This is a genomic window from Halpernia frigidisoli (assembly GCF_900113805.1).
In the GTDB taxonomy this organism is placed as follows: domain Bacteria; phylum Bacteroidota; class Bacteroidia; order Flavobacteriales; family Weeksellaceae; genus Halpernia; species Halpernia frigidisoli.
In genome coordinates this window covers 44,113-70,312 of record NZ_FOQT01000002.1, presented here as the reverse complement: position 1 = coordinate 70,312, position 26,200 = coordinate 44,113, and the positions used below count along the sequence as shown (strand labels likewise).

Below are 26,200 nucleotides of genomic sequence, written 5' to 3'. Positions count from 1 at the left end.
ATAAAATTATTTAGAAATAACGATATCTGTGGTTTTACTTCTTCTGTTCATTCTGCGAACGGTAATTTTACACATTACGATACTGAATTCATACAGTAATAAGAGTGGAAGCGCCGCCGCCATCATACTTAAAACATCTGCCGGCGTTATAATGGCCGCAACACCCATAATTAAAACAATTGCGTGGCGTCGGTATTTTTTCATGAATTCCGGCGTTAAAACTTTTAAATGTGTTAAAAAATAAACCAAAACCGGGAAAAGAAAAATAACGCCCATTCCTAAAACGACCTGTAAAAATAAAGATGTGTAATCGCTAAGATCATAAAGTGGAACGATAATATCTGATATCTTAAAAATAACGCCAAAATTAATAGCAAAAGGAAGAATCATAAAATAACCGCATAAAACACCAGTTATGAATAATATCCAGACAAAATTGATTAGGAAAACAGAGTTCTTTCTTTCTTTTGGATGAAGTGCAGGACTGATAAAACGCCACAATTCCCAAATTAAATAAGGAAAAGAAAGTACCATACCGCCAAAAAGCGAGACCGCCATCATCACATTAAATTGCTGATAAAGTTTTTGCACACGCACAGGAAATTCTCCCGGCAAATGAATACTGTCACTTCCAATTATTGCCCTGGAAAGTCGATTTACGATCCGGAAAGTTGGAAAATTATTTCTTGTAGGACCAAAGAAAATATGATCCATAATGAAGTTTATATTATAACCAATAAAGATGGCGCAGATGATAATTGCAATTACTGAACGGATAAGATGACCTCTTAATGCTCCAATGTGTCCCAAAAAGGACATTTCTTTTTCTTCCATGCTTGTTTGATAGCTATTTTTATCCCTGCGAAATTAACGATTTATCTATGAAAAATCAGGTTATCGGCAGAAAATTCTGATTGTTAAAGGTAAAATACGAAAAAGGAGATTTTTTAGGTTTAAAATTTAAATAATTCCTTCGTCCAGTAACTTATGGATATCAATAATGCCGCAGTATTCTTCAAGATTTGTGACTATTAGTTGTCCAATATTATTTTCCTTTAAAATAGCCATTGCTTCTTTCGCCAAAGCATCTTTCGAAACAGTTTTTGGATTTTTTGACATAATGTTTTCTGCGGTAATATTTTCTAAAGAGTCATTGTTTAAAAGCATTCTACGAAGATCTCCATCAGTTATGACGCCTAAAATTTTCTTATTCTCTAAAACTACTGTGATACCATGTTTTGAACTGGAAATAGAGATAATAATTTCCCGAATTGTCGCATTGTTTGCAATAGAAGGTCTATTTTGAGATAAAAAGCGTTCTACAGTTGCCGTTAAATTCTTACCTAAACTTCCGCCCGGATGAAATTTTGCGAAATCCTGTTCTTTGAAACTTTTCTTTTGCATTAAACAAATCGCCAGCGCGTCACCAAGCGCCATTTGAACAGTCGTAGAACTTGTGGGAGCTAATTTTATCGGGCAAGCTTCTTTTTCAACGAAAGTGTTTAAAACAACATCAGAATATTCTGCTAATTTTGATTCTAAATTGCCTGTCATTGCGATTAACGCTGAACTATATTCTTTTAAATAAGGCAATAGACTTACGATTTCCGGTGAATTTCCTGAATTTGAGATGCAAAGAACAACGTCACTTTTTTGTATGGTTCCAAGATCACCATGAAAAGCTTCGGATGCGTGTAAAAATTGTGCAGGTGTTCCGGTAGAATTTAAAGTAGCCACGATTTTATTTGCAACGTGCGCGGATTTTCCGATGCCGACAATGATCAGTTTACCGGCAGAATTACTGATTAAATCTAAGGCGGTTAAAAATTCGTTATTAATTCTGTCTTTTAAATGTTGTAATTCCTGTATCTCGATTTCTATCGAGTTTTTTGCTAAGTCTAGAAGCTCTGAATTTTTCAATTTGCAGGTTAATTTTAATTAAAAGTAAAGGTTCAAAAAATTGAACTTCATATTTTTTTTTATAACTTTGATAATATGTGCAAATTTAGCAAACAAAATTAGATGGAAACAAAAAACACCGATTTATCAAAAGAACTTAAAAAATATTTTGGTTTCTCTAAATTTAAAGGTCAGCAGGAAGAGATTATTGAGACATTATTAAAAGGCAATGATGTCTTTGTGCTTATGCCAACAGGTGGTGGAAAATCCCTTTGCTACCAACTTCCCGCGTTGATTTCCGAAGGCACTGCGATCGTTGTTTCGCCATTGATTGCTTTGATGAAAAATCAGGTTGACGCGGTAAATGGACTTTCCGACGAAGATGGCGTTGCGCATGTTTTAAATTCTTCACTGAATAAAGCGCAGACAAAACAAGTGATGGACGACATCAGAGCCGGGAAAACAAAACTGCTATATGTTGCGCCGGAAAGTTTAATTAAGGAAGAATACCAAGAATTTTTAAAAACAGTAAAAATTTCCTTTGTTGCCATTGATGAAGCGCATTGTATTTCAGAATGGGGCCATGATTTTCGCCCTGAATATCGAAATATCAAAACGATTGTTGATAGAATTGCAGATCTTCCCGTTATTGCTTTAACGGCGACTGCGACACCAAAAGTGCAGGATGACATCCAAAAAACTTTGGGAATGTCTAATGCAACTGTTTTTAAAGAAAGTTTTAACCGACCGAACCTATATTATGAAGTTCGCCCAAAAGTTAATATCGACCGAGAAATTGTAAAATTTGTCTCAAAATATAAAGGAAAATCTGGAATTGTATATTGTTTAAGCCGAAGAAAAGTGGAAGAGTTTTCTCAGCTTCTTCAGGTTAACGGAATGAATGCATTGCCATATCACGCAGGTTTAGATCAAAAAACACGCGTCGCCAATCAGGATAAATTCTTGATGGAAGAAGCAGATATTATTGTCGCCACGATCGCTTTTGGGATGGGAATTGACAAACCGGATGTACGTTTTGTGATCCATTATGATATTCCAAAATCTCTAGAAAGTTATTATCAGGAAACCGGAAGAGCTGGAAGAGACGGTGGCGAAGGCTATTGTCTGGCTTTCTACGATCCAAAAGATATTGAAAAATTAGAAAAATTTTTAGCCCAAAAACCAGTTTCAGAACGTGAGATTGGTCTTCAACTTTTAAATGAAGTTTCTGGTTATACTGAAACATCAATGAACCGTCGTCAATATTTGTTAAATTATTTTGGTGAACAATTCGATCCCGAAAAAGGTGAAGGGGCGAAAATGTGTGATAATTCTACAAATCCGGTTACTTTAAAAGAAGCAACAAAAGATTTAATAAAAATTCTTCAACTTATTAAAGAGCTTGAAGAAAAATTCCGGACAAAAGATTTAATTGCCGTCTTAACTGGGAAAGAAAGTCCGGTGACGAAATCTTATAAACTGGAAACCAACAAACATTTCGGTTCCGGAAAAAAGGAAACAGAAAATTACTGGAAAACGATTATCAGACAAGCGACCGTTCAAAATTATCTTCAAAAAGATATTGAAACTTACGGTGTTTTAAAATTGACTGAAAAAGGAAATGAAACTTTAGACGGAAAAAACAAAGAAAAATTTCTGATTTCGGAAGATAGAGAATATGATCTGGCGCAAACAAAAGCGGATTCTGATCAAGTTGAAGTGCAAAGTAGTGGCGGTTTAGACGAGACTTTATATTTGCAGCTTAAAGAATTACGCAAAAAAGTGGCACATAAAAACGGAATTCCGCCTTACACGGTCTTTATGGATCCGAGTCTGGAAGATATGACCGTTCAATATCCCATTTCAGTTGAGGAAATTGGAAAAGTCTACGGTGTTGGTGAAGGAAAAGCCAAGAAATTCGGTAAAGATTTCGCAGATTTTATAAAAAAATATGTAGAAGAAAACGATATCGAGCGAACGCAGGATATGGTTTTAAAACAGGTTGCCAATAAATCTTCCCACAAAGTATTTATCATCCAGAGTTGTGATAAAAAAATCGATCTTGAAGATATTGCAAAAGCCAAAAATCTTTCGATGGATGAACTTTTAAAAGAAATGGAAAGAATTGTCTACCAAGGAACTAAACTTAACATAGATTATTATGTTGATGAAAATTTTGATGAAGATCTCGTGGAAGAATTTATGGATTTTATGAAAGAATCTGAAAGCGATTCTATGAAAATACTTTTAGCAGAATTTGGTGATGATTTAAGCGATGAAGAAGTTAGAATGTTACGAATTAAATTTATATCGGACGTCGCAAACTAATTTTTAAAACTATGGAAAATCCAATAATAGAAGCAAAAAAAGAAATCATCGAATGGGTAAAAAATCTTGATGAACTGGAAACGATTCAGGAATTATTGGATTTAAAAAATAATAATAATTCTTCATTTCAAGTTAATGAACCAGAATTAGAATACGCTGTTAAAGATGATTTTGATGAAAGATTTTCGAAGGGAATGAGTTCTGAAAATGCACGAATTGAATCCAAAAAAAGAGTTAGAGAATGGTGGGGAAAATAATTTACTCTGATAATTTTATTTCTCAATTGGATGAACTTTCTAAAATTTTATACACCAAAAAATATTTCAGTTTTATAGAAGATGTAGATTTTTATATTGATAAAATTTATGATTACTTAGATTTTAATATTGACAAACCAATTTCCAAAATTTCACCTGAAAAATTTAAGAAATATGGAGAGAGATTTATAAAATACAAAGCCAATAGTCGCACGACTTGGTATATTTTCTTTGATAAAAAAGACAATAAATTTTTGGTAAATTATATTTTAAATAACCATTCGCACGATTTTCCTGAACTTATGTAAATGAAAAAAATCTCAATAATTTTCATTCTTCCTGATTTGGAAACTGGCGGCGCAGAAAGAATTGTCACCACAATTGCAAATCATCTCGACCGTGAAAGGTTTGAATCAAAAATAATGCTTCTGCGCAAAGAAGGCGGTTATCTGGATTTTTTAAAAGATGATGTAGAAATTATTGATTTAAAAATTCAAAGGATTCGTAATTCTTTAATCCCGATTTTAAAGGAAATTAAAAAAAGAAAACCGGATATTGTTTTTAGTGGTTTTGGTGAGGTCAATGCTTATTTGGCGGTTTTTATTAAAATGTTTCCCAAGACGAAATTTATCGCGCGGGAAACTAATGTTGTTTCGCAACACGTTACGCGAAAAGAAATCAAGTTTTTCTATAAATTTTATAATAATTACCACAAAATCATTTGCCAAAGCGATGATATGAGAGATGATCTGATCGAAAATTTTAAAATTAAAAAAGAGAAGATCATCAAAATAAATAATCCCGTTGATTTTGATTTTATCAGTGAAAAATTAGAAAATGCTTTAAAACCTGAAACTTTTTCTGATGATTTTAAAAACGTCGTAGCCATCGGAAATCTGTCTCAGAGGAAAGGTTTCGATAATTTGCTTAAAGTTTTTTCACATTTGAAAAATGAAAAAATAAAACTTCATATTTTAGGAAATGGAAAAGATGCGGAACTTTTGCATCAAATGAAATTAGATTTACATTTAGAAAACGTCATTTTTCACGGACAACAAAAAAATCCTTATCCATTTTTAAAATTCGCAGATCTTTTTGTGCTTTCTTCCCGTTACGAAGGTTTTCCGAATGTTTTATTAGAAGCCGGCGCGTGCGGAACTTACGCTTTATCCAATAACTGCAAAGGCGGAATTACTGAAATTATAGAGCCAAAAATTAACGGTGAAATTTCTCATATTGAAAACCATCAGGAATTTGCTGAAAAAATTAGTGAAGTTTTAAAGGAAAATCATGATAAAGATAGGATTAGACATTCTATAAAATTGAGGTTTTCTAAGGAGATTATTTTGGAGAAATATGAAAAATTATTAAATAGTTTTTAAATGAAATATTTAAGTTTATTTTTTTTATTTATAATTTATTCTTGTTCACCTTTAATGAATAAGCAAAAATATGTGACGCTTTCAACTTTAGATGAACAAAGATTTGTTTTTACTAAAGAAGATTCAATTTTGATTAAAAAGGAGGAAGAAGATTTAGAAATATATTTAGATGCATGCAAGAAATCTAATGAGAGTTGTTTTGTTGACATCACTGATATTTTGCCGAATTTTAAAAGTGGAGTAAGTGGTTTCCGAAATATTTTTTATGAAAGATTAAAGATTTCGCGAAGTGCAAAACCGTCAAAAAATAGAATTAAAATTCTGATAGGAAAACAAAATTCTATTGAAAATATTGAAGTTACAGACTTCAAAAATAGTTCCGTGAAAAATGAGATAATTAGAGTTTTAAAATTACCGGAACTAAATAAATGGAAATCTGCAAGAACATTATCTGGAAATAAAAACTACGAAATTATATTTTATCTATATATTAAAACCAAATAACCTGATTGTAATTTTAAATAGCCCTGATTGCAGCGGCATCCTTTTTCTTTCGCATAGCGAAGAAAAAGATACAGCGGAAAGCAGGTTCCCGGCTTCTGAAAAAAATAAGCCATAAGTTTAACAGATTGCTTCGTTCCTCGCAATGACATTCAGCCAATTCTTTCTAATGCAGCGACAAAAAAATCCAAACCAATCTATAAGACTTGAAGGAAAAAATTTCCTTAAATTTGCACCACATTCAATTTAAAATAAAAAACGAAAAAAGATGAGTCAATTTGATGTTACTATAATCGGTTCGGGACCTGGTGGATATGTTGCTGCCATTAGATGCGCACAATTGGGTTTTAAAACTGCCATTATTGAAAAATATTCTACACTCGGCGGAACATGTCTTAATGTCGGTTGTATTCCTTCAAAAGCATTATTAGATAGTTCTGAGCATTTTTATAACGCGAAACATTCTTTCGCAGACCACGGAATTATCATCGACGAACCAAAAGCGGATCTCGCAAGAATGATTGCCCGTAAAAATGAAGTGGTAGATGTGACGACCAAAGGCATCGACTTTTTGATGAACAAAAATAAGATCGAAGTTTTCACCGGAATGGGAAGTTTTGAATCTGCAACGAAAATTAATGTGGCAAAAGATGACGGTAGTTCAGAAAGTATCGACACAAAATATGTGATCATCGCTACGGGTTCAAAACCTGCAAATTTGCCATTCATTAAATTAGATAAAGAACGCGTAATTACTTCCACAGAAGCCTTAGAATTAAAAGAAATTCCGAAACATTTGGTTGTAATTGGCGGCGGCGTGATTGGTTTAGAAATCGGTTCCATTTATAAAAGATTAGGCGCTGAAGTAACGGTTATAGAATATTTAGATAAAATAATTGCCGTGATGGACGGTGCTTTGTCTAAAGAATTGCTTAAAGTTTTGAAAAAACAAGGTATCAAATTTATGTTGTCAACCGCAGTTTCCGGCGTTGAAAGAAACGGCGATTCTATAAAAGTGACCGCAAAAGATAAAAAGGGCGAAGAAGTAACAATCGAAGGCGATTATTGCCTCGTTTCTGTGGGAAGAAAACCTTACACAGAAGGTTTAGGTTTAGAAAAGGCCGGCGTGGAACTGGACGAAAGAGGAAGAGTGAAAACCAATGAAAAGTTGCAAACGAATGTTTCAAATATTTACGCAATTGGTGACGTCGTTGCAGGCGCAATGCTCGCGCACAAAGCGGAAGAAGAAGGGACGATGGTTGCGGAACTTTTAGCCGGACAAAAACCGCATATCGATTATAATTTAATTCCAAACGTTGTTTATACCTGGCCGGAAGTTTCTGGTGTTGGGCAAACAGAAGAACAACTAAAAGAAGCAGGTCGCGCCATAAAAGTCGGAACTTTTCCGATGCGTGCTTTAGGTAGAAGCCGTGCTTCAGGTGATACAGACGGTTTAATTAAAATCATCGCAGACGAAAAAACGGACGAAGTTTTGGGCGTTCACATGATCGGCGCGAGAGTTGCGGATTTGATTGCAGAAGCAGTTGTCGCGATGGAATTCCGCGCGAGTGCGGAAGATATCGCAAGAATGTCTCACGCGCATCCAACTTACGCAGAAGCCGTGAAAGAAGCGGCTTTGGACGCGACTGGAAAAAGATCTATTCACTCGTAAGTTGTAAAGTTGTTGATTGGTAAAGTCGCAAAATTTCACAAATAAATATTAGAGAAGTTTCGGCTTCTCTTTTTTACTGGAATTAATTTTAAATGATTAATTTAGCGTTATAAATTTGAAAAATTGCCAGAAATTAGTAGATTTTACGGGATAATTATCCAAATGTTTTTTATGGATCATAATCCACCGCATTTTCATATTAATTATGGAGATTATCGAGCAGTGATTACGATTAATGAAGAAACTATTGAAGGTTTTATGCCTGCAAGAGCTCTGAAACTTGTTTTTGAATGGATGGAATTGCATAAAGAAGAATTATTAGAAAATTGGAGATTAACTCAAATTGGCGAACTTCCTCATAAAATTGAACCTTTAAAATAATAGAAAATGAATCTAATTTGGATAAAAAATGCAAAATATGTTTCAAATTTTATTATTGAATTTGAATTTAATACAGATGAAAAAGCAGAAATTGATTTAGAAAATTATTTGAAAAAAGGCATTTTCGCAGAACTAAAAAATATAGAAAAATTTAAAAATTTTAAGGTAAATTCTTGGACCATTGAATGGGAAAATGGTGCGGATTTTTCTCCAGAATTTTTATACTCATTATTAGATAAAAAAGAATTTAGTTATTGAAATTCTAATTAACAATTATTAAAAGAGAAGTTTCGGCTTCTCTTTTTTATTGGATTTTTTTTTGGCAGCATTTGACTTCGTCGAAAGCACTTTTATATATTTTTTATGGCAGCTTTTCCGCCTTCCGTTCTCAAAACGAGGAACGAATTTCGATGGTTCAAATAAAAATAAATAAAAAGTAGAATCAATCTTTTTTTTAAATGCAAAAAAAGGATTTCCACTCAAACCTAACGAAGTGGTTGGATGATTCAAATGAAAATATAAAAATTCATCATCAAGTCGGGCTGCAAAGTTTTGCATAAAATTTTATTTATCGTTAGTTGATTTTTTTTATTATTAACGAAAGTCTCGACTTCTTATTTTTTATTAAATTTGAATTATGAAAGAACTTTTACTTAAAATTTCTAAGCAAGCAATTGAATTAGGTGATTTTGATTTTAATGAAATTCAAAAAAATAATAATTGGATCGGAAATATTCCTGCTACAAAAGATCAAAATTTCTTTAAAGGAAAAAGAACTTAACATTATTTTGCCAAAAGATTATAAAGAATTTTTATTAATTTCAAACAGATTTTCTGCTTCAAACGATATAGAGCCAACATTTGAAAATCTTGAAAGAATTGATTATTTAAAGAATATTTATCCTGAGATAATTGAAAATTATCAAATTGAAAAATTGAGAGAATGTTTAATTATCGCTGGTTTTGATGATGAACAACAATTTTTCTTAATTCCACCGACTAACGAAAAAGACTGGAGATATTGGAAATTTGCAAATTGGCAAGCCGGAGAATATGAATTTCAAAATTTAGAAAGTTACTTTTTAAACGTTATAGAATTTAACAAGGAACAAATTGAAAACAAAAAAAATCCAGACTTAAAAATTATTGCACAGGAAGAGAATATTCAAATAAAGGAATATGTCGCGCCTTTAATTTTGGTTGATGGAAAGAAAGTAAATGTTCAGGATTTTTCACAAATGAATCAACAAAATTTTATTGAAAGCAAATATTTATATACTGAAGAAGCCATTTTAAAATATGGAGATATTGGTAAAAATGGAGTTGTAGAAGTTTCAACTTTCAAATAATTTTTAAACCCAATTTATTAAGTTAAATTTGCAAATTCTTTATTCAATCAATCTATATTACTTATGAAACTCGGCAAAACCCAATTTTTAAAAATCGCAGAACAAAATTATTCAGGTTTATTTCTGGAAGATGAAGATGGCGAACGCGCTTTTTTATCTAAAGTTTTTGCGCCGGAAAATCCCGTGATTGGAGAAGAAATGGAAGTTTTTGTTTTTCAGGATGATGACAGATTAAAAGCAACAACCGAAAAACCAATTGCTGAGGTTGGCGAATTTGCTGTTTTGACCTGCGTGGAATCTATGCCAAGTGGCGCTTTTATGAACTGGGGAATTATCAAAGATCTTTTTATTCCGTACAAACAGCAGAAATCTAAAATTTTAGAAGGGAAAAGATATCTGGTTCAACTTTATGTGGACGAATTTACCGATCTGATTACCGGAACAACGAAGTTTAAAAGAAATCCACAATACGAAAATACACCTTTTAACTACGGCGATAAAGTAAATCTGATTATGATGAACGAGTCAGAATTGGGTTGGAATGTCGTGATCAACAAAGAATATATTGGCTTAATTTACGCTTCTGATGTTTACAAAAAACTTTATCCTTTGTCGGAAGAAATCGGTTATATAAAAGCCATTCGCGAAGATGGAAAAATTGATGTTTCGCTTCAGCCCGAAGGTTATGAAAACAATGATGAGTTTCAAAAAATAATTCTTGACGCTTTGGAAGCCAATCATGGTTTGCTTTATTTGAGTGATAACTCTTCACCGGAAGACATCAAACAAGAACTTCAAATGAGTAAGAAAAATTTTAAAAAAGCCATTGGAGGACTTTACAAATGGAATAAAATTGAGATTTTAGACGATAAAATCAAATTGTACGAAGAAGGAGAATAAGTAGCTAAATTTTTCTTATTGGGCAAAAACTGCAGCCCGGCCTGAGTGGAGCTCTTTTCTTTTAAATTTTACAAAAATTTAAAAGAAAAAGCGGGAACGGAGGACGGAAAAGCTGCCATAAAAAAAACTATAAAAATACTCTCGACGAAGTCAAAAGTCTGCCCAAATTAATTCCTGTTTTTCAGCAACAAATATCCATTTAAAATCCTTCCATCGGAAACTTTTATCGTGTACCAATAAGTTGCCGTTGGTAGATTTCGACTATTCAATTTTCCGTCCCATTCAAAACTTCCGGAAGTAATTTTATAAAAAACTCTTTTTCCTGAAACATCGTAAACTGAAACTTCAGAATTTGGGTAGTTTTCTAAACCGTCAATTTTCCAGGTGTCATTTATGCCGTCGCCATTTGGTGAGAAAGAATTGGCTATGTTAAATATGGAAAAGTTCATTTCACCAATAATACAACCGGATTTTGCACGGACGTAAACGGTATAATTTCCATTTGCTAAATTCTTAAATTGATTAGAAATCTGGCAGATTTATTATCGAGTGAATATTCGAAATCGCCATTCGCCGAAAGAATTACGGTTGCATTATTATTTAAAATTTCAACTTTTAAAATATTTGCTAAAACTGATTTTTTTACAATAATTGATGCTGTATTTTCGCAGCCAAAACTTGTCTTAACTTTTACTGTATAAGTTCCTTCTTTATCAACTTGAATTTTATTGGTTGTTTCGCCGGTGCTCCATTCATAGGAATAATTGGGATTATTTCCAGGATTTAAAATTACCGATAAACCATTGCAAAATTCTGCAGTTTCAGGTAAATTTATGACCGGTTTTTCATTCAACTGAAGCGTTAATTTTACTAATTTAAAACAACCTTGCGCGGTGGAAACTTTTACATAAAAAACATTGTTGCCAATTGAAAGTGTTCGGCTTTTAAAATCGTTGATGGGATTCTGATTTTGGTCAAAATAGTCGAAAATGTAACCTGAAGAATTACTAATTAAGTTTTCTTCGTATTTTGTTAAATCCTCGATTTTTGAAGTTGAGGTTGTGTCATTGCAAAACGATAAACCAAAATCATTTGCTGGCAAAGCATTTTGATTAATTGCGACTTTTATTTCAAATTTATCTGACTCACAGGAATTGCTGGTTTGCGTCACAAAATAAGAAGTATTGTCTAAAAGCAAAGTAGAAGTTGGTAAAGAATTTCCAGCCAGATCATAAAACTTTAAACCAGTTCCCGTTACTTTTAAATCTGAAATGGTGGCTTTTTGAGTCGAACAAAAATCCTGATTTGCATTTGCTGTAGGAAGAGCCGTTACATTTATTTTTACGGAAACTTTTATTTTGTCACTTTCGCAACCGCTACTATTTTGTGAAGCGAAATAATCGCCATTGACTAGTTTTGAAGTTGGATCTAAAACAGTTCCGGCTGCATCATACCAGGTAATATTTTGCCCTAAAATCTGCAGATCTGCAACTGTTCGATTTTCAGTGCTACAAAACTCTTGCGTAGCATTTGCCGTGGGTAAAGCAGGCGAAGAAATGATCACATTTTGATTTTGATGTGCAATGTTTCCGTTTCCGTCGTCGTAATCCCAAACAACGACATAGGTTCCGGGAATTGAATATTGTAAAGGGTTTTTTGTTGTTGCAATAATATTTCCCATACAACCATCTATTGCCGTTGGAAATACTGAAACTACGGTATTACAATCTCCTTTAATATCTGGAAGATTTGTAATATTTGGAATTGGTGGCGTTTTATCTTCCACTTTTACATCAACTGAAAATGTGCCGTCACAATCTCCCGATCCGGTAATTTTACAATAATAAGTGCCGGAATTTATTGAATTAGCATTTGAAATTGTCGGGTTTTGGTCTGTTGATTTAAAATTATTTGGACCTGTCCACGCGTAAGAAGTTCCACCTGATGCTTTTAGGTTAATATCTGAATTTGGGCAGACAGGGGAAGTTGCCGAAACAAATAGATCATCGGGGCAGTCCTGAAATTTGGTGAGTAAAAAGGTTGCTCCATATACTGCAGCAGGCATAAAAGTTCCAGAAGTTCCAAAATTGTTAACTGAATAACTGTACGAATAAATATTATTTTTACTATTAAAAATAGAAAAAATTTCAGGGTAATAAGTTCCCCAAAGCTGCATCCCTGAACTGTTAAATTTTGTAAGAAATCCTCCTACATAATTTAATGTTTTAAAATCATTAATATAACCATTTGATGTAGCAATATCTGTTGAATTTCCTGTCACACCTGCGATGTACAAACTTCCATCAGATTTTACAAATAAATCATGAACCTTATCATCAAATCCAGTATTAGCGCCAAAATAAGTTCCCCATATTCTGTTTCCATTTTCGTCAATTTTGGCTAAAAAGACGTCGGATCCAGTACCGCTAAAATTTTCTTTGTGAGAATTTGGCGTGGCAATATTTTGTTTTGCAGTAGTATTTCCGGCAATATAAATGTTATTTGCTGAATCTGTTCCAACACCAAAAGGAAAGTTTTCATTATCATGTTGACCGCTTAATCCATATAACAATGTACCGCCATAATATGTGCCCCAAATTTTATTAAAATTTTTATCGAATTTAATAAGAAGGGAATTTGCCTGTCCTACTATAATCGGCTGGTGTGTTCCGGAAGTTCCTTCAGATGGAAAGCTTTTATCGTAACTATAAGCGCAAAAAATATAATTATCATTTTTATCCACTGCATTGTGATAAATGACGTCTGGTAAATAACTTCCATAAATTTGATTTCCAGCAGAGGAAAATTTAGCAAAAAAACCAATATAATAAGAATTTTGTATAAATGATTTGTAAGGATTTGCAGTTACAATTCCTTTATCGCTATAAGTTCTTCCAGAAATTATTAAATCTTGATTACTGTCTAAAGAAACTGAAAGTATTTCATCAGAACTGTCACCACCAAAATATGTACCCCAAATTCTACCACCATTTTCATTGAATTTCATAATTTCACCCTCCACACGAGATCCTGTCGCTATCTCTTTATGAGCACCGGGTGTTGTGATGTTATTGGAATAATTAGAAATTTGCTCCACAGCTTTACCTACAATATAAATTTCCTTTTTATTATTTACAACGCAGTCATTTATAACATTCATCAAACCTCCATTGATGTAATAGGAATAATTACCGATAAAAGTACTCCACAAACGTTGTCCATCTTTATTAAATTTTGAAAGCAAAGAATATTCATCAACGTTTTTGAAATTTGTTTGAAATGCTCCCGAAGTAACTAAATTATTATTTGAAAATATATCAACTTGAGTTGTTGTAATAATATTTTCGTCACTATCAGTTCTCACAGTTTTAATTAATGGTTCATAAGAAGAGCCAAAATAGTAAGTCGCCCAAATCCGCGTCGGCGTCGGATCAATCACCACCGTTTTATCAAAACTATCCTGCGCGCTTTTAAATCCAAAAGTTTGATTTCCGGTTTCTTTGAAATTAACTTTAATGTCTTTTTTAGAAGTTAAATCTTCAATCCATGAATTTGGAATATTTTCCTGCATCTCACCAAAACGCAACTTCATATAAAGTTTGCCGTCTTTTAACTTTGTTTTTGCACCGTTAAATTTTAACTGAATATTAGAAATTTTCCCGCCGGGTTTTACAATAAAATTATATTCTACGGGTTTTAAAGTATCACTTGGTTTAAAAAATTCCAGATCGATGTTTGGATAAAGATTTTTGTAGGTAACTTTTCTGTAACGATAGACTTTTTCAACTCCTTTCGGAATGTTCGGAATATTATAATAATTATCGTAATCGGTAGATTGATCTTCCGCAATAATTTCTACATTCGGATTAGAATTTTCAAAATCAATATCAACTCGATGAAATTTTTGAGTGGTTTTAAAGTTTGGTTTTTGTTTTCTGGAAATGCTTACTAATGATTTTTTTGTGGGCGAAATTTCTTTTCTTTCACTTTCATAAACATCATAAGAAAATCCTGTTTTTTTAATCTGAACATTCAAACCATTTGAAATATAAAGAAATTTAACTTCTTTATTTTGTTTTCCACTTTGATCGATGATCTGACCTTTATTTTCGTAAAATGAATACTCAAAATTTTGTTTCGCTTTTTGTGCAAAACTTAAAAAATTTATGGAAATCATTAAAAAAAGTAGCGTTTTTTTCATCGAATAAAGTAAGCGGCTAAGATAATTTATTCTTTCCGCACGAGCAAAACCCAATCTTCCTCCAGAAATTTATAACCCTGATTGTACACAAACCTGTATTCTGAGCCATTTTTATAAACTGTAATTTGCGTGAAAAAGTCAAAATCAAACCCTTTGGAAGTCATTTTTGTTTTGGTGGTTTTGGTTTTTCCATCTTCGTTAATAGATTCTAAAATTCTGAAATTTTTACGCAATTTGTTGTTCACATTTCGCATCAGGTTTGTAGAATCACTGTTTTGTTTGTTGTTAAAACTGTTTCTGCAGGCATCGTCACAGAATTTTTTATCGGCTCTGCCAACGATTTTTTGACTGCATTCCAGACATTCCATAGTTTCTTTTTTTAATTATTGGGAAGAGTTTTGAGTAGGTAAACGAGCAATCATTTTTGTGAATGATATTTTTATTTAATAAAAATTACCACTTTCTCTGCGTGTATTTCTTTGCGCCTTTGCGTGAAATCATTGTTCGATATTAATCGCTTCAAAACCCATTAATTCTTCTTCCTCAAAAACCACGTGAAGCTCAATTGGATTACAGCAAACCTCACAATCTTCGATATAAGTCTGATCTCTAACGGATGAATCGAGCAGAGCTGATATATTTTCCCAACAGTAAGGACAGGTATAAAAATGCTCATACATATTTTTATTTTATTAAAGTTTTACTAAACTAAATTACAACTTATTCGTTTACAAATGACTACAAACGAAAATAAATAGATAATTACCGAATAAATTTTCATTGTTGATGAATCTTTGCAGCAGAGAAATGAGACAGACAAGTAACGGCTCACTTCTAATATTAATTTTTTAAACTTAAATGTTATGTCACTAAGAAACAAAGTATCCTTAATTGGAAGAACAGGAAAAGAAGTAGAGATCATCAACTTCGAAAAAGGAAAACTTGCAAAAGTAAGTTTGGCAACAAGCGATTTTTACACAAATGCTCTCGGAGAAAAAGTAGAAGAAACGCAGTGGCACAATCTGGTTGTCAACGGAAAATTGGCAGATATTATGGAAAAATATGTCACCAAGGGAAAAGAAATTGCTGTTGAAGGAAAAATTCAATACCGTACTTACGATGATAAAGAAGGCGTAAAACGTTATTTCACTGAAATTCGCGTGGAGGAATTAGTTCTTCTTGGCGCAAATTAATTTTTTCAAAGAAACTTTGCCTAGCTAATAATTAGGCAAAGTTATTTTAAAAGATTTCCCTTAATAACCAAATTTTACCTTTATGAAAGTCAAAATATTAAAAGTAAGAATTACTGATGAGCATCTTCTATCTGACCAAAAACTTGTTGATGAATTTTTATTGAACCATGAGATCTGCAATGTCAATTCTTCGTTCGTATATGAAGAAAATTATTGGTCTGCGTGCGTTTATTATGAAGATAAAAAAAAGAAGGAAGATACTCTTTCAACTACTTTAAACGAACCAAAAGCACAAAAATATTCGGTGGAAGATCAGGAGTTAAATACTGACGAGATCAAAATTTTAGAAAGCTTAAAACTTTGGCGCTCAGAGAAAGCAAAAGAACAGAATTTACCGGTTTATTTTATTGCTACCAATAAAGAACTTTCTTCGATAGCGAAATTTAAACCTTTTAAAAAAGAAGAATTACAGGAGATAAAAGGATTTGGAAAATTTAAAATTGAACATTACGGCTCTGAAATTATTGAGATTCTGGAGCAGATATAGAAACACAAATTGATGGAGGAAAATGAAGTGGCCGGAAGAATTTTTCTTTCGGCCTTTTTATTTTCAAACTAAATATTAGAGTTGAAATTTCCATATTTTTTATTATTTTTAAAAAATGGAAATCACAGTTAGAAAAATTGAAGAAAAAGATAATTTAGAAATTGCGTCAATCATAAGAAGTTGTTTTGATGATTTCAATGCGCCAAAATCAGGAACGGTTTATGTAGATCCAACTACAGATCATCTTTATGATTTATTTAAAGAAAAAAAATCTGCTCTTTTTGTAGCACAAGAAAATGAAAAATTATTAGGCTGTTGCGGCATTTTCCCGACAGAAGGGTTGCCCGAAGATTGCGCAGAATTGGTAAAATTTTATTTACATAAAAATTCACGCGGAAAAGGAATCGGTCGAAAATTAATGGAAGAAAGTATTAGTTTTGCCAAAGACATTGGTTTTAAATCAATTTACATTGAAAGTTTACCGGAGTTTTCCACTGCAGTTTCTATTTACGAAAAGCAGGGATTTAAATTTTTAGAAAAATCCTTAGGAAACTCCGGACACAGCGGCTGTAATCTTTGGATGCTAAAAGAATTGTAACTAATTAATGCAAAAAATTATGTTTTAATTTCCTTATTTTTGTGTTTTAATTTTTAAAGTTAAAGTTGTCAAAAACCGACAACCGATAACTGACAACCGACAACCAATTATAATGAAGCCTAGTTTAGCCAAAGGAACACGCGATTTTACCGCGGAAGAAGTGTACCGCCGAAAATATATTATATCAGTTTTAGAAAAAAACTTTCGTCTTTTTGGTTTCCAACCTTTGGAAACGCCAAGTTTTGAAAATCTTTCAACTTTAACCGGAAAATACGGCGAAGAAGGTGATCGATTAATTTTTAAGATTTTGAATTCCGGTGATTATGCTTCGAAAACAAATTCCGAAGATTGGTCTTCTAAAAACTCTCAGAAATTAACTTCGCAAATTTCCGAAAAAGCACTTCGCTACGACTTGACAGTTCCTTTCGCCCGTTATGTTGCAATGAATCACGGTCAATTGACTTTTCCTTTTAAACGTTATCAAATTCAGCCGGTTTGGCGTGCAGATCGCCCACAGAAAGGACGTTTCAGAGAATTTTACCAATGTGATGCTGATGTTGTAGGAAGCGAAAGTTTGCTGCAGGAAGTTGAATTGGTTCAGTTATATTTAAAATCGTTTTTAGATCTAAAAATTCCGGTAAAACTTCAAATGAACAACCGGAAAATTTTAACTGGTTTAGCCGAATATGCGGGAATTCCTGATCAGTTAATTGATTTCACTGTCGCTTTAGATAAATTAGATAAAATCGGTAGAGAAGGAGTTGTTAAAGAATTGGAATCAAAAAATATCAGTTCAGAATCTATTGAAAAACTGGAATTTTTATTTAAAACTCAGTCAGATCAGTTGCAGTTGTTAGCAGATTTAAAAGAAAAATTTACCAACATTGCAATTGGTTTGGAAGGCGTTGAAGAGTTGGAATTTGTTTTAAACAATTGTATTAATCTCGGAATTTCTCACCAGAATTTAGTTTTCAATATCACTTTAGCGCGCGGTTTAGATTATTACACCGGAGCGATTTTCGAAATAAAGGCCCATGGCGTAGAAATGGGATCTGTTGGAGGCGGCGGAAGGTATAATAATCTGACAGAGGTTTTTGGCGTAAAAAATATCCCTGGAATTGGAATTTCTTTTGGTTTGGATCGCATTTATCTGGTAATGGAAGAACTCAATTTATTTCCGGAAAATTCCGTAGAAAAAACAAAATATTTATTTGTGAATTATGGAACTGAGGAAAGTATTCAGGCTCTAAAAATTATAAATGAACTTCATAAAAAAGACATTTCCTCAGAACTGTATCCTGAAAATACAAAGCTTAAAAAACAATTTTCTTACGCTGAAAAGAAAGGTATTGAAAATATGGTTTTTTTAGGTGAAGAGGAATTGAAAAATGCAACGATCACTGTAAAGAATCTTCAGTCCGGCGAACAAAAAACTTACGATCAGCAGGAATTTCTTAATCAAATTTAATTAAAATCATGTGGTGGATTTACGCTTTGGTTTCTGCATTATTTGCCGCTTTAACTGCGATTTTTGCTAAAATTGGCGTTAAAAATGTCAATTCCAATTTAGCCACAAATATTAGAACCGTTGTTGTTTTAATTATGATAACCGCGATTGTATTTTTTAGAAACGAGTTTAAAAACATCGGTGAAATTACCACAAGAACCTGGATATTTCTGACAATTTCCGGCGTTTGCACCGGGCTTTCCTGGATATTTTATTTCAAAGCTTTGCAAATGGGTGAAGTTTCAAAAGTCGCTGGTGTTGATAAATTAAGTTTGGCTTTGACAATTGTATTTTCAATTGTATTTCTTGGCGAAACGATTTCCTGGAAAGCAGGCGTTGGTGCACTTTTAATAATTGCCGGAACCATTTTGCTAATTTTTAAATAAAAAAACCCTTTCAAATTTTATCGAAAGGGTTTAGTTTTGATTGATTAAAATTTACTCGTTCCGAATAACCGGTTCAAGATCTTCTAATTCTTCCTTGGAAAATAATTTATAATGAACTTTAAAAGTTTTACCAAGTGGAGTTTCTAAAGAAAAGCCGCCGGGTCCGATTCCTTCCAAAATATCCAGGGTAAAATGCGAGTATTTCCAATATTCAAATAAATCCCTATCGACCCAAAATTCATGTTCGTTGATGTGACCGATCATCGCGTCATTCATCCGCGGAAAATAACCACCTTTCTCAAAACACTGTGGTTGTGTTCCTTCACAACAACCACCTGCTTGATAAAACATGAGTTCACCATATTTTTTTTCAAGTTCAAAAATAGTGTCGAGGGCTTTTTCGGTAACGCTTAATCTTCTTATCATTTAGAAAAATCCTAATTTATTTTTATTGTAAGAAATCAGCATGTTTTTCGTGTTTCGGTAATGATCAAGCATCATTTTATGATTTTCACGTCCAATTCCCGATTGCTTATATCCGCCAAAAGGTGCGCCCGCAGGATAAGCGTGGTATTGATTTACCCAAACTCTTCCAGCCTGCACCTGTCTCGGTATTTGATATAATTGATGTGCATCACGGGTCCAAACTCCGGCGCCAAGACCATAAATAGTATCATTTGCAATCTCAATTGCTTCTGCCTCATCTTTAAAAGTGGTAAATGCGAGAACAGGTCCAAAAATTTCTTCCTGAAAAATGCGCATTTTGTTATTTCCTTTAAAAATGGTCGGTTGAATGTAGTAACCTTCCTCTAAATCTTCACCAAGATGATTAACCTCGCCACCAACTAGACATTCTGCACCTTCTTCTTTTCCAAGTTTGATGTAAGATTCAATTTTGTCTTTTTGAATTTTAGACGCCTGCGCACCCATCATCACGGTTTTATCTAAAGGATTTCCAAATTTTATAGCTTTAACTCTTTCAATTACTTTTGCAATAAATGCATCTGCAATATCTTCCTGAACCAATAATCTTGAGGGCGCAGTACAAATTTCGCCCTGATTTAAGGCAAATAAAACCGCACCTTCTAAAGCTTTATCTAAAAATTCATCGTCTGCATCCATTACAGAATTGAAGAAAATGTTGGGAGATTTACCGCCCAATTCTAAAGTTACAGGGATAATATTTTCAGTTGCATATTGCATTACCAATCTTCCGGTTGCTGTAGAACCTGTGAAAGCGGCTTTATTTATTTTTGGATTCGTAACTAATGCTCTACCTAATTCACCACCGAAACCATTAACAATATTTACAACACCTTTTGGCAAAAGATCGCCGATCAATTCCATTAAAATTAAAATTGAAACCGGTGTACTTTCGGCAGGTTTCAAAACGACACAATTTCCGGCTGCTAAAGCTGGTGCAAGTTTCCAAACCGCCATTAATATTGGGAAATTCCAAGGAATGATCTGCGCAATTACACCTAAAGGTTCATGAATAATCAGGGAAACGGTGTCTTTATCAAGCTCAGTTGCAGAACCTTCTTCACCTCTGATCACTGAGGCAAAATATCTGAAATGATCTATCGCTAAAGGAATATCTGCCATCAAAGTTTCACGAACAGCTTTTCCATTATCAACCGTTTCGACGGCTGCAATGTATTCCAGATTTGCTTCAATACGGTCCGCAATTTTATTTAAAATAATACTTCGTTCTGTAGAAGAAGTGTCTTTCCACGTTTTAAAAGCCGCTTCTGCTGCGTTCACTGCAACTTCAAGGTCTTCTTTGGATGAATGTGCTACTTCTGTAAAAACCTGTCCATCTATTGGAGAAACTACATCAAAATATTTTCCATTGACAGGTTCGGTGAATTTACCATTAATGTAATTACCATATTTACTTTTGAAGTCGGGTCTTTTGATAAGATTTTCCGATTCTGTTTTTGTTAATGTACTCATACTTTGTTTTTAATTATTAAAAATCATTTCTACTAAGTTAGAAATAATATGGCTAACAAAATCCGAATATATTATTTTTAAGAATCTTTTATGATTGTAATAGCCTATCTAATTTTACTAAAATTTTAAAAGGCCTTTAAAAAATGTCAATTTGTAAACAGCACCAATAGACAAAAAAAACTCTTTTCATTTGAAAAGAGTTTTTTTACTAACCTAAATTTTTTCTTAGTTTGAAGCGACGTTTTCAGCTTGAGACTGTAAATCACCAGCTTTGTCTTTCACTTGACCAGCAACGTCATTTGCTTTTGATTTTAAATCATTTCCCCAACCTTTTAAGTTGTCTTTTGCGTTGTTGATTTTGTCTTTTACTACTTGTTGATCAGCTGCAGAAGAATTTTTGTATTTCCAATAAGCTAATGCACCTAATCCTAATAATGCTAAAAGACCTTTACCTTTACTTGCCATAATTTCTAATTTTTATGTATTAATAATTTTTGTTTGAAGTTTCTGTTATTGAAAATTATGTGCCAAAGAAAAATTTTTTGTGTTAATAAAACTATAAATTATAGATTTCCAATAATTTATAAACAACACTATTTCATAATAGAGTTTTTTAAAAATCATTAAGAAACATTTCGTGAAAACTAATCATATTATTAAGAATATAGTTTTGCATAAATTTTTTATTCTTTAGGGTTGGGAAAAAAAAATTTTGCAGGAGATTCGTTCAAAAAATAAAAATTTTTGAAAAAGCAAAAAAAATCCGGAATAATTAAATTCCGGATTTTTTTTATTTAAATTTTAACCTAAAAAAGGATATCTATAATTCTTCGGCGGATTAAATGTTTCCTTAATCGTTCTCACAGAAACCCAACGCATCAAATTCATTTTTGAACCTGCTTTGTCATTCGTTCCCGAGGCTCTTGCGCCACCAAATGGTTGTTGACCGACAACTGCACCAGTCGGTTTGTCATTGATATAAAAATTCCCCGCTGCATTTTCCAAAGCGATGTAAGCTTCTTCAATTGCGTAACGATCTTGGCTGAAAACTGCGCCAGTTAAAGCGTAAGGTGAAGTCTCATCAACCAGTTTTAAAGTTTCTTTCCACTTTCGATCTTCATAAATATAAATCGTTAAAATAGGTCCAAAAATTTCTTCACAAATACTTTCGTATTTTGAATTGGTAGTCAAAATCACAGTTGGCTCTACAAACCAGCCTTTGCTATCATCACATTTTCCACCAAAAATGACTTCTGCGTCATTAGAAGCATTTGCTCTTTCAATATAACCTTTGCATTTATCAAAAGAAACCTGACTAATCACGGCGTTAATGTAATTTGAAGGATCTTCCGGCGATCCCATTTTTATCGTTTTCAATTGAGCGTCCATTGAAGATTTTACAGCTTCCCACAAAGATTGTGGAATATAAGCTCTTGAAGCCGCAGAACATTTTTGTCCTTGGTATTCAAAAGCACCACGAACCAAACCAGTTGCAACCGCGTCTGCGTGAGCTGAAGGATGCGCGATTACGAAATCTTTTCCACCTGTTTCACCTACAATTCTTGGATAAGTTTTGTATTTGTGAATATTATCGCCAATCTGTTTCCACATATTTTGGAAAACACTCGTCGAACCTGTGAAATGCAAACCAGCAAAATCTGGATGTTGCAATACTTTTTCAGCCGTTTCTTTTCCGTCTGTAAAAACCATATTGATTACGCCATCCGGAAGTCCTGCTTCACGGAAAACTTCCATAATGACGTGCGCAGAGTAAACCTGTTTGTCTGAAGGTTTCCACAAAACCACATTTCCAAGCATCGCCATACAAGAAGGCAAATTCCCTGAAATTGCGGTAAAATTAAAAGGCGTCACCGCAAAAGTAAAACCTTCCAAAGCTCTGTATTCAACGCGGTTCCACATTCCTTCATCAGAAATTGGTTGTTCCGCATACATTTCGCGCACAAACTCTACATTAAATCTTAGAAAATCGATAAATTCACAAGCCGCGTCAATTTCTGTTTGATGCACACTTTTAGATTGCCCGATCATTGTTGCTGCATTTAAGCGATCTCTGTAAGGTCCTGCAAAAAGATCAGCAGCTTTCAAGAAAATCGCAACTCTTTGTTCCCAGCCTAAAGCCGCCCATTTTTGGCGCGCTTCCAAAGCCGTTTTTATCGCGTCATCCACGTGAGACATATCGCCTTCGTAGTAAAAACCAAAGTCGTGCTGATGATTTTGTGGTGACTGCAACTGCACTTTTTTAGATGTGGTAATTTCCTTTCCGTTGATCACCATTGGGATTTCCATTTTCTCGCCCCACATTTTTTTGTAAGTTGAGATCAGGCTTTTCACCTCTGCTGAGCCGGGTTCGTAAGATCTTACCGGTTCGTTTAAAACCACTGGCACATCCGAAATTGCTTTTGACATATATTTATTTTTATAGTTTAAAATCAAGTTTCACAAAGTTAAGGCTTTCATTTCGGACTTGCGAATTTGTTCAATTAATTAAGTTTTTTTTATGAATTTGAAGCAAGAGATTTTTTGCTTTTTAAGAAGGTTTGTCCCGCTTTCCACTATATCTTTTTCTTTTTTTTTGAAAAAAAAAAAAAAGGATGCCGTTTCAATCGCGGCTAAAAAAGAAGTTTATTTTTTCGTCCGAATAGTCATTGCGAGGCACGAAGCAATCCCATGTAAATGCATCGAAACCCTTTCACGCAAAGTCACAAAGATTTACGCAAAGAAATTCAAGCGTAAAATTTAAACACATCTAATAAAAACCTTCGCCCACTTTGCGTGTATTCCTTTGCGCCCTTTGCGTGAGTTCCCTTTGCGCCTTCGCGTGAAATTCCATTTTCATTATATTTGTTAAAAATAAAAATTATGCAGATTATAAAAGTTGGGCTTTGCGCCTTCGGAATGAGTGGGAAAGTTTTTCATGCACCTTTTATAAAAGAACATCCCGGATTTTTATTAGCAGCAATCGTAGAAAGAAACCGCGAAGAATCCAAAGAAAAATATCCTGAAGCAACGATTTACAGATCTGTCAGCGATATGTTGGAAAACGCAGATATTGATTTAGTAGTTGTTAATTCCCCAATTCAAACTCATTTCGAATATGTAAAAATGGCTTTGGAAGCCGGAAAAAATGTGATCGTCGAAAAACCTTTTACTGTCAATGTTCGAGAATCTGAAATGTTAGTGAATTTGGCAAAAGAAAAAAATCTGTTCCTGAGTGTTTACCAAAACCGCCGCTTTGACCGTGATTATCTACAGTTTAAGAAAATTTTAGACGGAGGAAAATTAGGAAATATAAAAGAAGCAGAAATAAGCTATGATCGTTTTAGAATAGAAGCGAGTGAAAAAGCACACAAAGAAAATCCCGATTTGCCCGGTTCTGGCGCATTACACGATTTAGGTTCGCATTTAATAGATCAGGCTGTCCATCTTTTTGGCTTTCCAGAAAAACTTTTTGCCGATGTTTTTGCGATGAAAGGTTCTGCTTTTGCCAATGATTATTTTGAAATTATTCTCTATTATGAAAATGATTTGCGCGTTCGTTTGAAAGCCTCGGTTTTTGCCAAAGAAACGCATAACGAATTTATCCTTCAAGGTGAAAAAGGCAGTTTTTTACAGGAAAGAACCGACACGCAAGAATCGGAAGTAGTTTCAGGAATTATTCCAAAATTAAATGAAAACTGGACAAAAAATTTAGAAAAACCAGACGGTATTCTCAATTATCAAAAAGAAAATTCTGAATGGGAAAGACAATTGACTTCCAGCGAAGCAGGAAATTATATGGATTATTACCAGGAAATTTATGACCACTTTGTTTCCAATTTAAAACTGCCTTCACCAGGAACTGAAGTCATTCAAAATATGAAAATTATTGATGCGGTTTTAGAAAGTGCGACAGAAGAAAAGGTGGTTTATTTGAATTAGTCATTGCGAGGAACGAAGCAATCCGTTGAAAATTATTACAAACTGATTCAAAATTCAATTAAATTTGCAAATATTTTTTAAAAAATTATGCTAGCAATGTCCATTATCCTCGCAATATTGATTGCTTCAATCTACATTTTCCTCCAACAACCAACTTTCGGAAAAGCACCTTCTGGCGAACGTTTAGAAAGAATGAAAAAATCACCAAATTACAAGAACGGGGGATTTAACAATTTAAGTTTTACACCACAATTTGCGGAAGATGTGTCTGTGCCGAAAGTGATGTTTAATTTTTTCTTTGGTAAAAAACTAAACCTAAAGCCTTCAAAAGCATTTAATTTTAGCAAAACAGATCTCAAAAACTTAAATCCAGCAGAAAATGTTTACGTCTGGATGGGACATTCTTCTTATTTTCTACAAATTGACAGTAAAAAAATCCTTGTCGATCCAGTTTTTAGCGGAAACGCGTCGCCGGTTAGTTTTACCACAAAAGCCTTTGCGGGAAGCGATTTATATGCCGCAGAAGATATTCCGGAATTGGATTATTTAATTATTACTCACGATCATTGGGATCATTTGGATTATAAAACCGTTACTAAACTTCGCCCAAAAGTGAAGCAAATCATTACAGGTTTGGGAACTGGTGAACATTTAGAATACTGGAAATACGATCTCAAAATAATTATGGAACTTGACTGGGGCGAAAATTTTGATCTTGGAAACGGTTTTAAGGTTTATTGCGAAACGGCGAGACATTTTTCTGGTAGAACTTTAAAAAGAAATCAGGCGATTTGGGCAAGTTTTGTTTTTGAAACCCCAAATCAAAAAATTTATATCGGCGGAGACTCAGGGTTTGACACCCATTTTGAAAAAATCGGTGAAAAATATGGCGGTTTTGATTTAGCAATTTTAGAAAACGGACAATATAATGAAGCCTGGAAATACATTCATCTTTTGCCAAATGAGTTTTTTCTGGCAGCAAAAAATCTTAAAGCAAAACGTACGATCGCCGTCCACAACTCAAAATTTGCATTATCCGTTCATACCTGGAAAGAGCCTTTGGAACAAATTACTCAATTTAATGAAATAGAAAAGCTACGTTTAATAATTCCAAAAATCGGGGAGAAAGTGAATTGGGAAGATGATGAAAAAGTGTATGAAAAGTGGTGGGAAGATTATGAATAAAAAATAATTCATTATAAGA

Annotated in this window: 28 protein-coding genes; 18 read left to right on the top strand and 10 right to left on the bottom strand. The window is 33.4% G+C overall.

All coding sequences use genetic code 11. The annotated features are described in order from the left end of the window. Positions 1–6: 6 nt before the first annotated feature. On the bottom strand, positions 7–834 hold the full coding sequence (gene tatC / locus BM238_RS05435) for a twin-arginine translocase subunit TatC (RefSeq protein WP_090079203.1): 828 nt from the start codon (positions 832–834) through the stop codon (positions 7–9). 126 nt (positions 835–960) lie between these two features. Next, positions 961–1,920, bottom strand: a complete 960-nt coding sequence (locus tag BM238_RS05430) for a KpsF/GutQ family sugar-phosphate isomerase (protein WP_090079202.1) — start codon at positions 1,918–1,920, stop codon at positions 961–963. Between the two features lie 102 nt (positions 1,921–2,022). Between BM238_RS05430 and recQ the strand changes: the two genes are divergently transcribed. The 11 genes from recQ to BM238_RS05375 all read left to right on the top strand — a co-directional run bounded on the left by recQ (position 2,023) and on the right by BM238_RS05375 (position 10,669). Continuing rightward, positions 2,023–4,227 (top strand): DNA helicase RecQ, encoded by a 2,205-nt coding sequence (gene recQ / locus BM238_RS05425; protein WP_090079201.1) that lies wholly within the window; start codon positions 2,023–2,025, stop codon positions 4,225–4,227. Positions 4,228–4,238: 11 nt separating this feature from the next. Next, positions 4,239–4,484 carry a hypothetical protein gene (locus tag BM238_RS05420; protein WP_090079200.1) on the top strand — a complete coding sequence of 82 codons (246 nt, stop codon included), beginning with the start codon at positions 4,239–4,241 and terminating at the stop codon, positions 4,482–4,484. Continuing rightward, on the top strand, positions 4,469–4,792 hold the full coding sequence (locus BM238_RS05415; protein ID WP_090079199.1) for a hypothetical protein: 324 nt from the start codon (positions 4,469–4,471) through the stop codon (positions 4,790–4,792). The genes BM238_RS05420 and BM238_RS05415 overlap by 16 nt, the downstream gene beginning before the upstream one ends. After that, positions 4,793–5,866 (top strand): glycosyltransferase, encoded by a 1,074-nt coding sequence (locus BM238_RS05410; protein WP_090079198.1) that lies wholly within the window; start codon positions 4,793–4,795, stop codon positions 5,864–5,866. Further along, the gene (locus tag BM238_RS05405) at positions 5,867–6,370 is read left to right on the top strand and encodes a hypothetical protein (protein WP_090079197.1); all 504 of its coding nucleotides are present in this window, start codon (positions 5,867–5,869) and stop codon (positions 6,368–6,370) included. A gap of 265 nt (positions 6,371–6,635) precedes the next feature. Further along, positions 6,636–8,039, top strand: a complete 1,404-nt coding sequence (lpdA, locus tag BM238_RS05400; RefSeq protein ID WP_090079196.1) for a dihydrolipoyl dehydrogenase — start codon at positions 6,636–6,638, stop codon at positions 8,037–8,039. A 123-nt stretch (positions 8,040–8,162) separates the two neighbouring features. Continuing rightward, positions 8,163–8,420, top strand: coding sequence for a DUF4160 domain-containing protein (locus BM238_RS05395; RefSeq protein ID WP_090079195.1), 258 nt, complete (start codon positions 8,163–8,165; stop codon positions 8,418–8,420). 6 nt (positions 8,421–8,426) lie between these two features. Continuing rightward, positions 8,427–8,678, top strand: coding sequence for a DUF2442 domain-containing protein (locus BM238_RS05390; protein ID WP_090079194.1), 252 nt, complete (start codon positions 8,427–8,429; stop codon positions 8,676–8,678). 379 nt (positions 8,679–9,057) lie between these two features. After that, the gene (locus BM238_RS14395; RefSeq protein ID WP_177205431.1) at positions 9,058–9,201 is read left to right on the top strand and encodes a hypothetical protein; all 144 of its coding nucleotides are present in this window, start codon (positions 9,058–9,060) and stop codon (positions 9,199–9,201) included. Between the two features lie 7 nt (positions 9,202–9,208). Beyond that, positions 9,209–9,769, top strand: coding sequence for a hypothetical protein (locus BM238_RS14390; protein WP_177205430.1), 561 nt, complete (start codon positions 9,209–9,211; stop codon positions 9,767–9,769). 63 nt (positions 9,770–9,832) lie between these two features. Next, the gene (locus BM238_RS05375) at positions 9,833–10,669 is read left to right on the top strand and encodes a CvfB family protein (RefSeq protein ID WP_090079192.1); all 837 of its coding nucleotides are present in this window, start codon (positions 9,833–9,835) and stop codon (positions 10,667–10,669) included. A gap of 167 nt (positions 10,670–10,836) precedes the next feature. On the opposite strand, the gene BM238_RS05370 is transcribed toward BM238_RS05375, so the two are convergent. From BM238_RS05370 to BM238_RS05355, 4 genes are all read right to left on the bottom strand, one after another. Further along, the gene (locus BM238_RS05370) at positions 10,837–11,118 is read right to left on the bottom strand and encodes a T9SS type B sorting domain-containing protein (protein WP_090079191.1); all 282 of its coding nucleotides are present in this window, start codon (positions 11,116–11,118) and stop codon (positions 10,837–10,839) included. Positions 11,119–11,174: 56 nt separating this feature from the next. Continuing rightward, a complete protein-coding gene (locus tag BM238_RS05365; RefSeq protein ID WP_143093358.1) occupies positions 11,175–14,846 on the bottom strand; it encodes a DUF7948 domain-containing protein in 3,672 nt (1,223 codons plus the stop codon). Between the two features lie 50 nt (positions 14,847–14,896). Continuing rightward, positions 14,897–15,238, bottom strand: a complete 342-nt coding sequence (locus BM238_RS05360; protein WP_090079189.1) for a hypothetical protein — start codon at positions 15,236–15,238, stop codon at positions 14,897–14,899. A 129-nt stretch (positions 15,239–15,367) separates the two neighbouring features. Further along, the gene (locus tag BM238_RS05355) at positions 15,368–15,550 is read right to left on the bottom strand and encodes a CPXCG motif-containing cysteine-rich protein (RefSeq protein WP_090079188.1); all 183 of its coding nucleotides are present in this window, start codon (positions 15,548–15,550) and stop codon (positions 15,368–15,370) included. A gap of 183 nt (positions 15,551–15,733) precedes the next feature. On the opposite strand from BM238_RS05355, the gene BM238_RS05350 reads away from it, so the two are divergent. The 5 genes from BM238_RS05350 to BM238_RS05330 all read left to right on the top strand — a co-directional run bounded on the left by BM238_RS05350 (position 15,734) and on the right by BM238_RS05330 (position 19,101). Then, positions 15,734–16,063: a single-stranded DNA-binding protein gene (locus BM238_RS05350; RefSeq protein ID WP_090079187.1), complete on the top strand. Its 330-nt coding sequence runs from the start codon at positions 15,734–15,736 to the stop codon at positions 16,061–16,063. A gap of 82 nt (positions 16,064–16,145) precedes the next feature. Next, positions 16,146–16,610, top strand: a complete 465-nt coding sequence (locus BM238_RS05345) for an HRDC domain-containing protein (protein WP_090079186.1) — start codon at positions 16,146–16,148, stop codon at positions 16,608–16,610. A gap of 115 nt (positions 16,611–16,725) precedes the next feature. Continuing rightward, the gene (locus BM238_RS05340; RefSeq protein ID WP_090079185.1) at positions 16,726–17,208 is read left to right on the top strand and encodes a GNAT family N-acetyltransferase; all 483 of its coding nucleotides are present in this window, start codon (positions 16,726–16,728) and stop codon (positions 17,206–17,208) included. Between the two features lie 112 nt (positions 17,209–17,320). Next, positions 17,321–18,676, top strand: a complete 1,356-nt coding sequence (gene hisS, locus BM238_RS05335; RefSeq protein WP_090079184.1) for a histidine--tRNA ligase — start codon at positions 17,321–17,323, stop codon at positions 18,674–18,676. Positions 18,677–18,684: 8 nt separating this feature from the next. After that, positions 18,685–19,101: an EamA family transporter gene (locus BM238_RS05330; protein ID WP_090079183.1), complete on the top strand. Its 417-nt coding sequence runs from the start codon at positions 18,685–18,687 to the stop codon at positions 19,099–19,101. Positions 19,102–19,152: 51 nt separating this feature from the next. Here the strand turns inward: BM238_RS05330 and BM238_RS05325 are convergent, their stop codons facing one another. The 4 genes from BM238_RS05325 to pruA all read right to left on the bottom strand — a co-directional run bounded on the left by BM238_RS05325 (position 19,153) and on the right by pruA (position 23,484). Further along, on the bottom strand, positions 19,153–19,527 hold the full coding sequence (locus BM238_RS05325; protein WP_090079182.1) for a DUF779 domain-containing protein: 375 nt from the start codon (positions 19,525–19,527) through the stop codon (positions 19,153–19,155). Then, complete coding sequence (locus BM238_RS05320; RefSeq protein ID WP_090079181.1) at positions 19,528–21,057, bottom strand: aldehyde dehydrogenase family protein; 1,530 nt, start codon at positions 21,055–21,057, stop codon at positions 19,528–19,530. A 225-nt stretch (positions 21,058–21,282) separates the two neighbouring features. Then, positions 21,283–21,522 carry a YtxH domain-containing protein gene (locus tag BM238_RS05315; RefSeq protein WP_090079180.1) on the bottom strand — a complete coding sequence of 80 codons (240 nt, stop codon included), beginning with the start codon at positions 21,520–21,522 and terminating at the stop codon, positions 21,283–21,285. Positions 21,523–21,858: 336 nt separating this feature from the next. Further along, a complete protein-coding gene (gene pruA / locus BM238_RS05310) occupies positions 21,859–23,484 on the bottom strand; it encodes an L-glutamate gamma-semialdehyde dehydrogenase (RefSeq protein ID WP_090079179.1) in 1,626 nt (541 codons plus the stop codon). A 453-nt stretch (positions 23,485–23,937) separates the two neighbouring features. Between pruA and BM238_RS05300 the strand changes: the two genes are divergently transcribed. Beyond that, the gene (locus tag BM238_RS05300) at positions 23,938–24,996 is read left to right on the top strand and encodes a Gfo/Idh/MocA family oxidoreductase (protein ID WP_090079734.1); all 1,059 of its coding nucleotides are present in this window, start codon (positions 23,938–23,940) and stop codon (positions 24,994–24,996) included. 96 nt (positions 24,997–25,092) lie between these two features. Further along, positions 25,093–26,181: an MBL fold metallo-hydrolase gene (locus BM238_RS05295; protein ID WP_317040675.1), complete on the top strand. Its 1,089-nt coding sequence runs from the start codon at positions 25,093–25,095 to the stop codon at positions 26,179–26,181. Positions 26,182–26,200 lie beyond the last annotated feature (19 nt).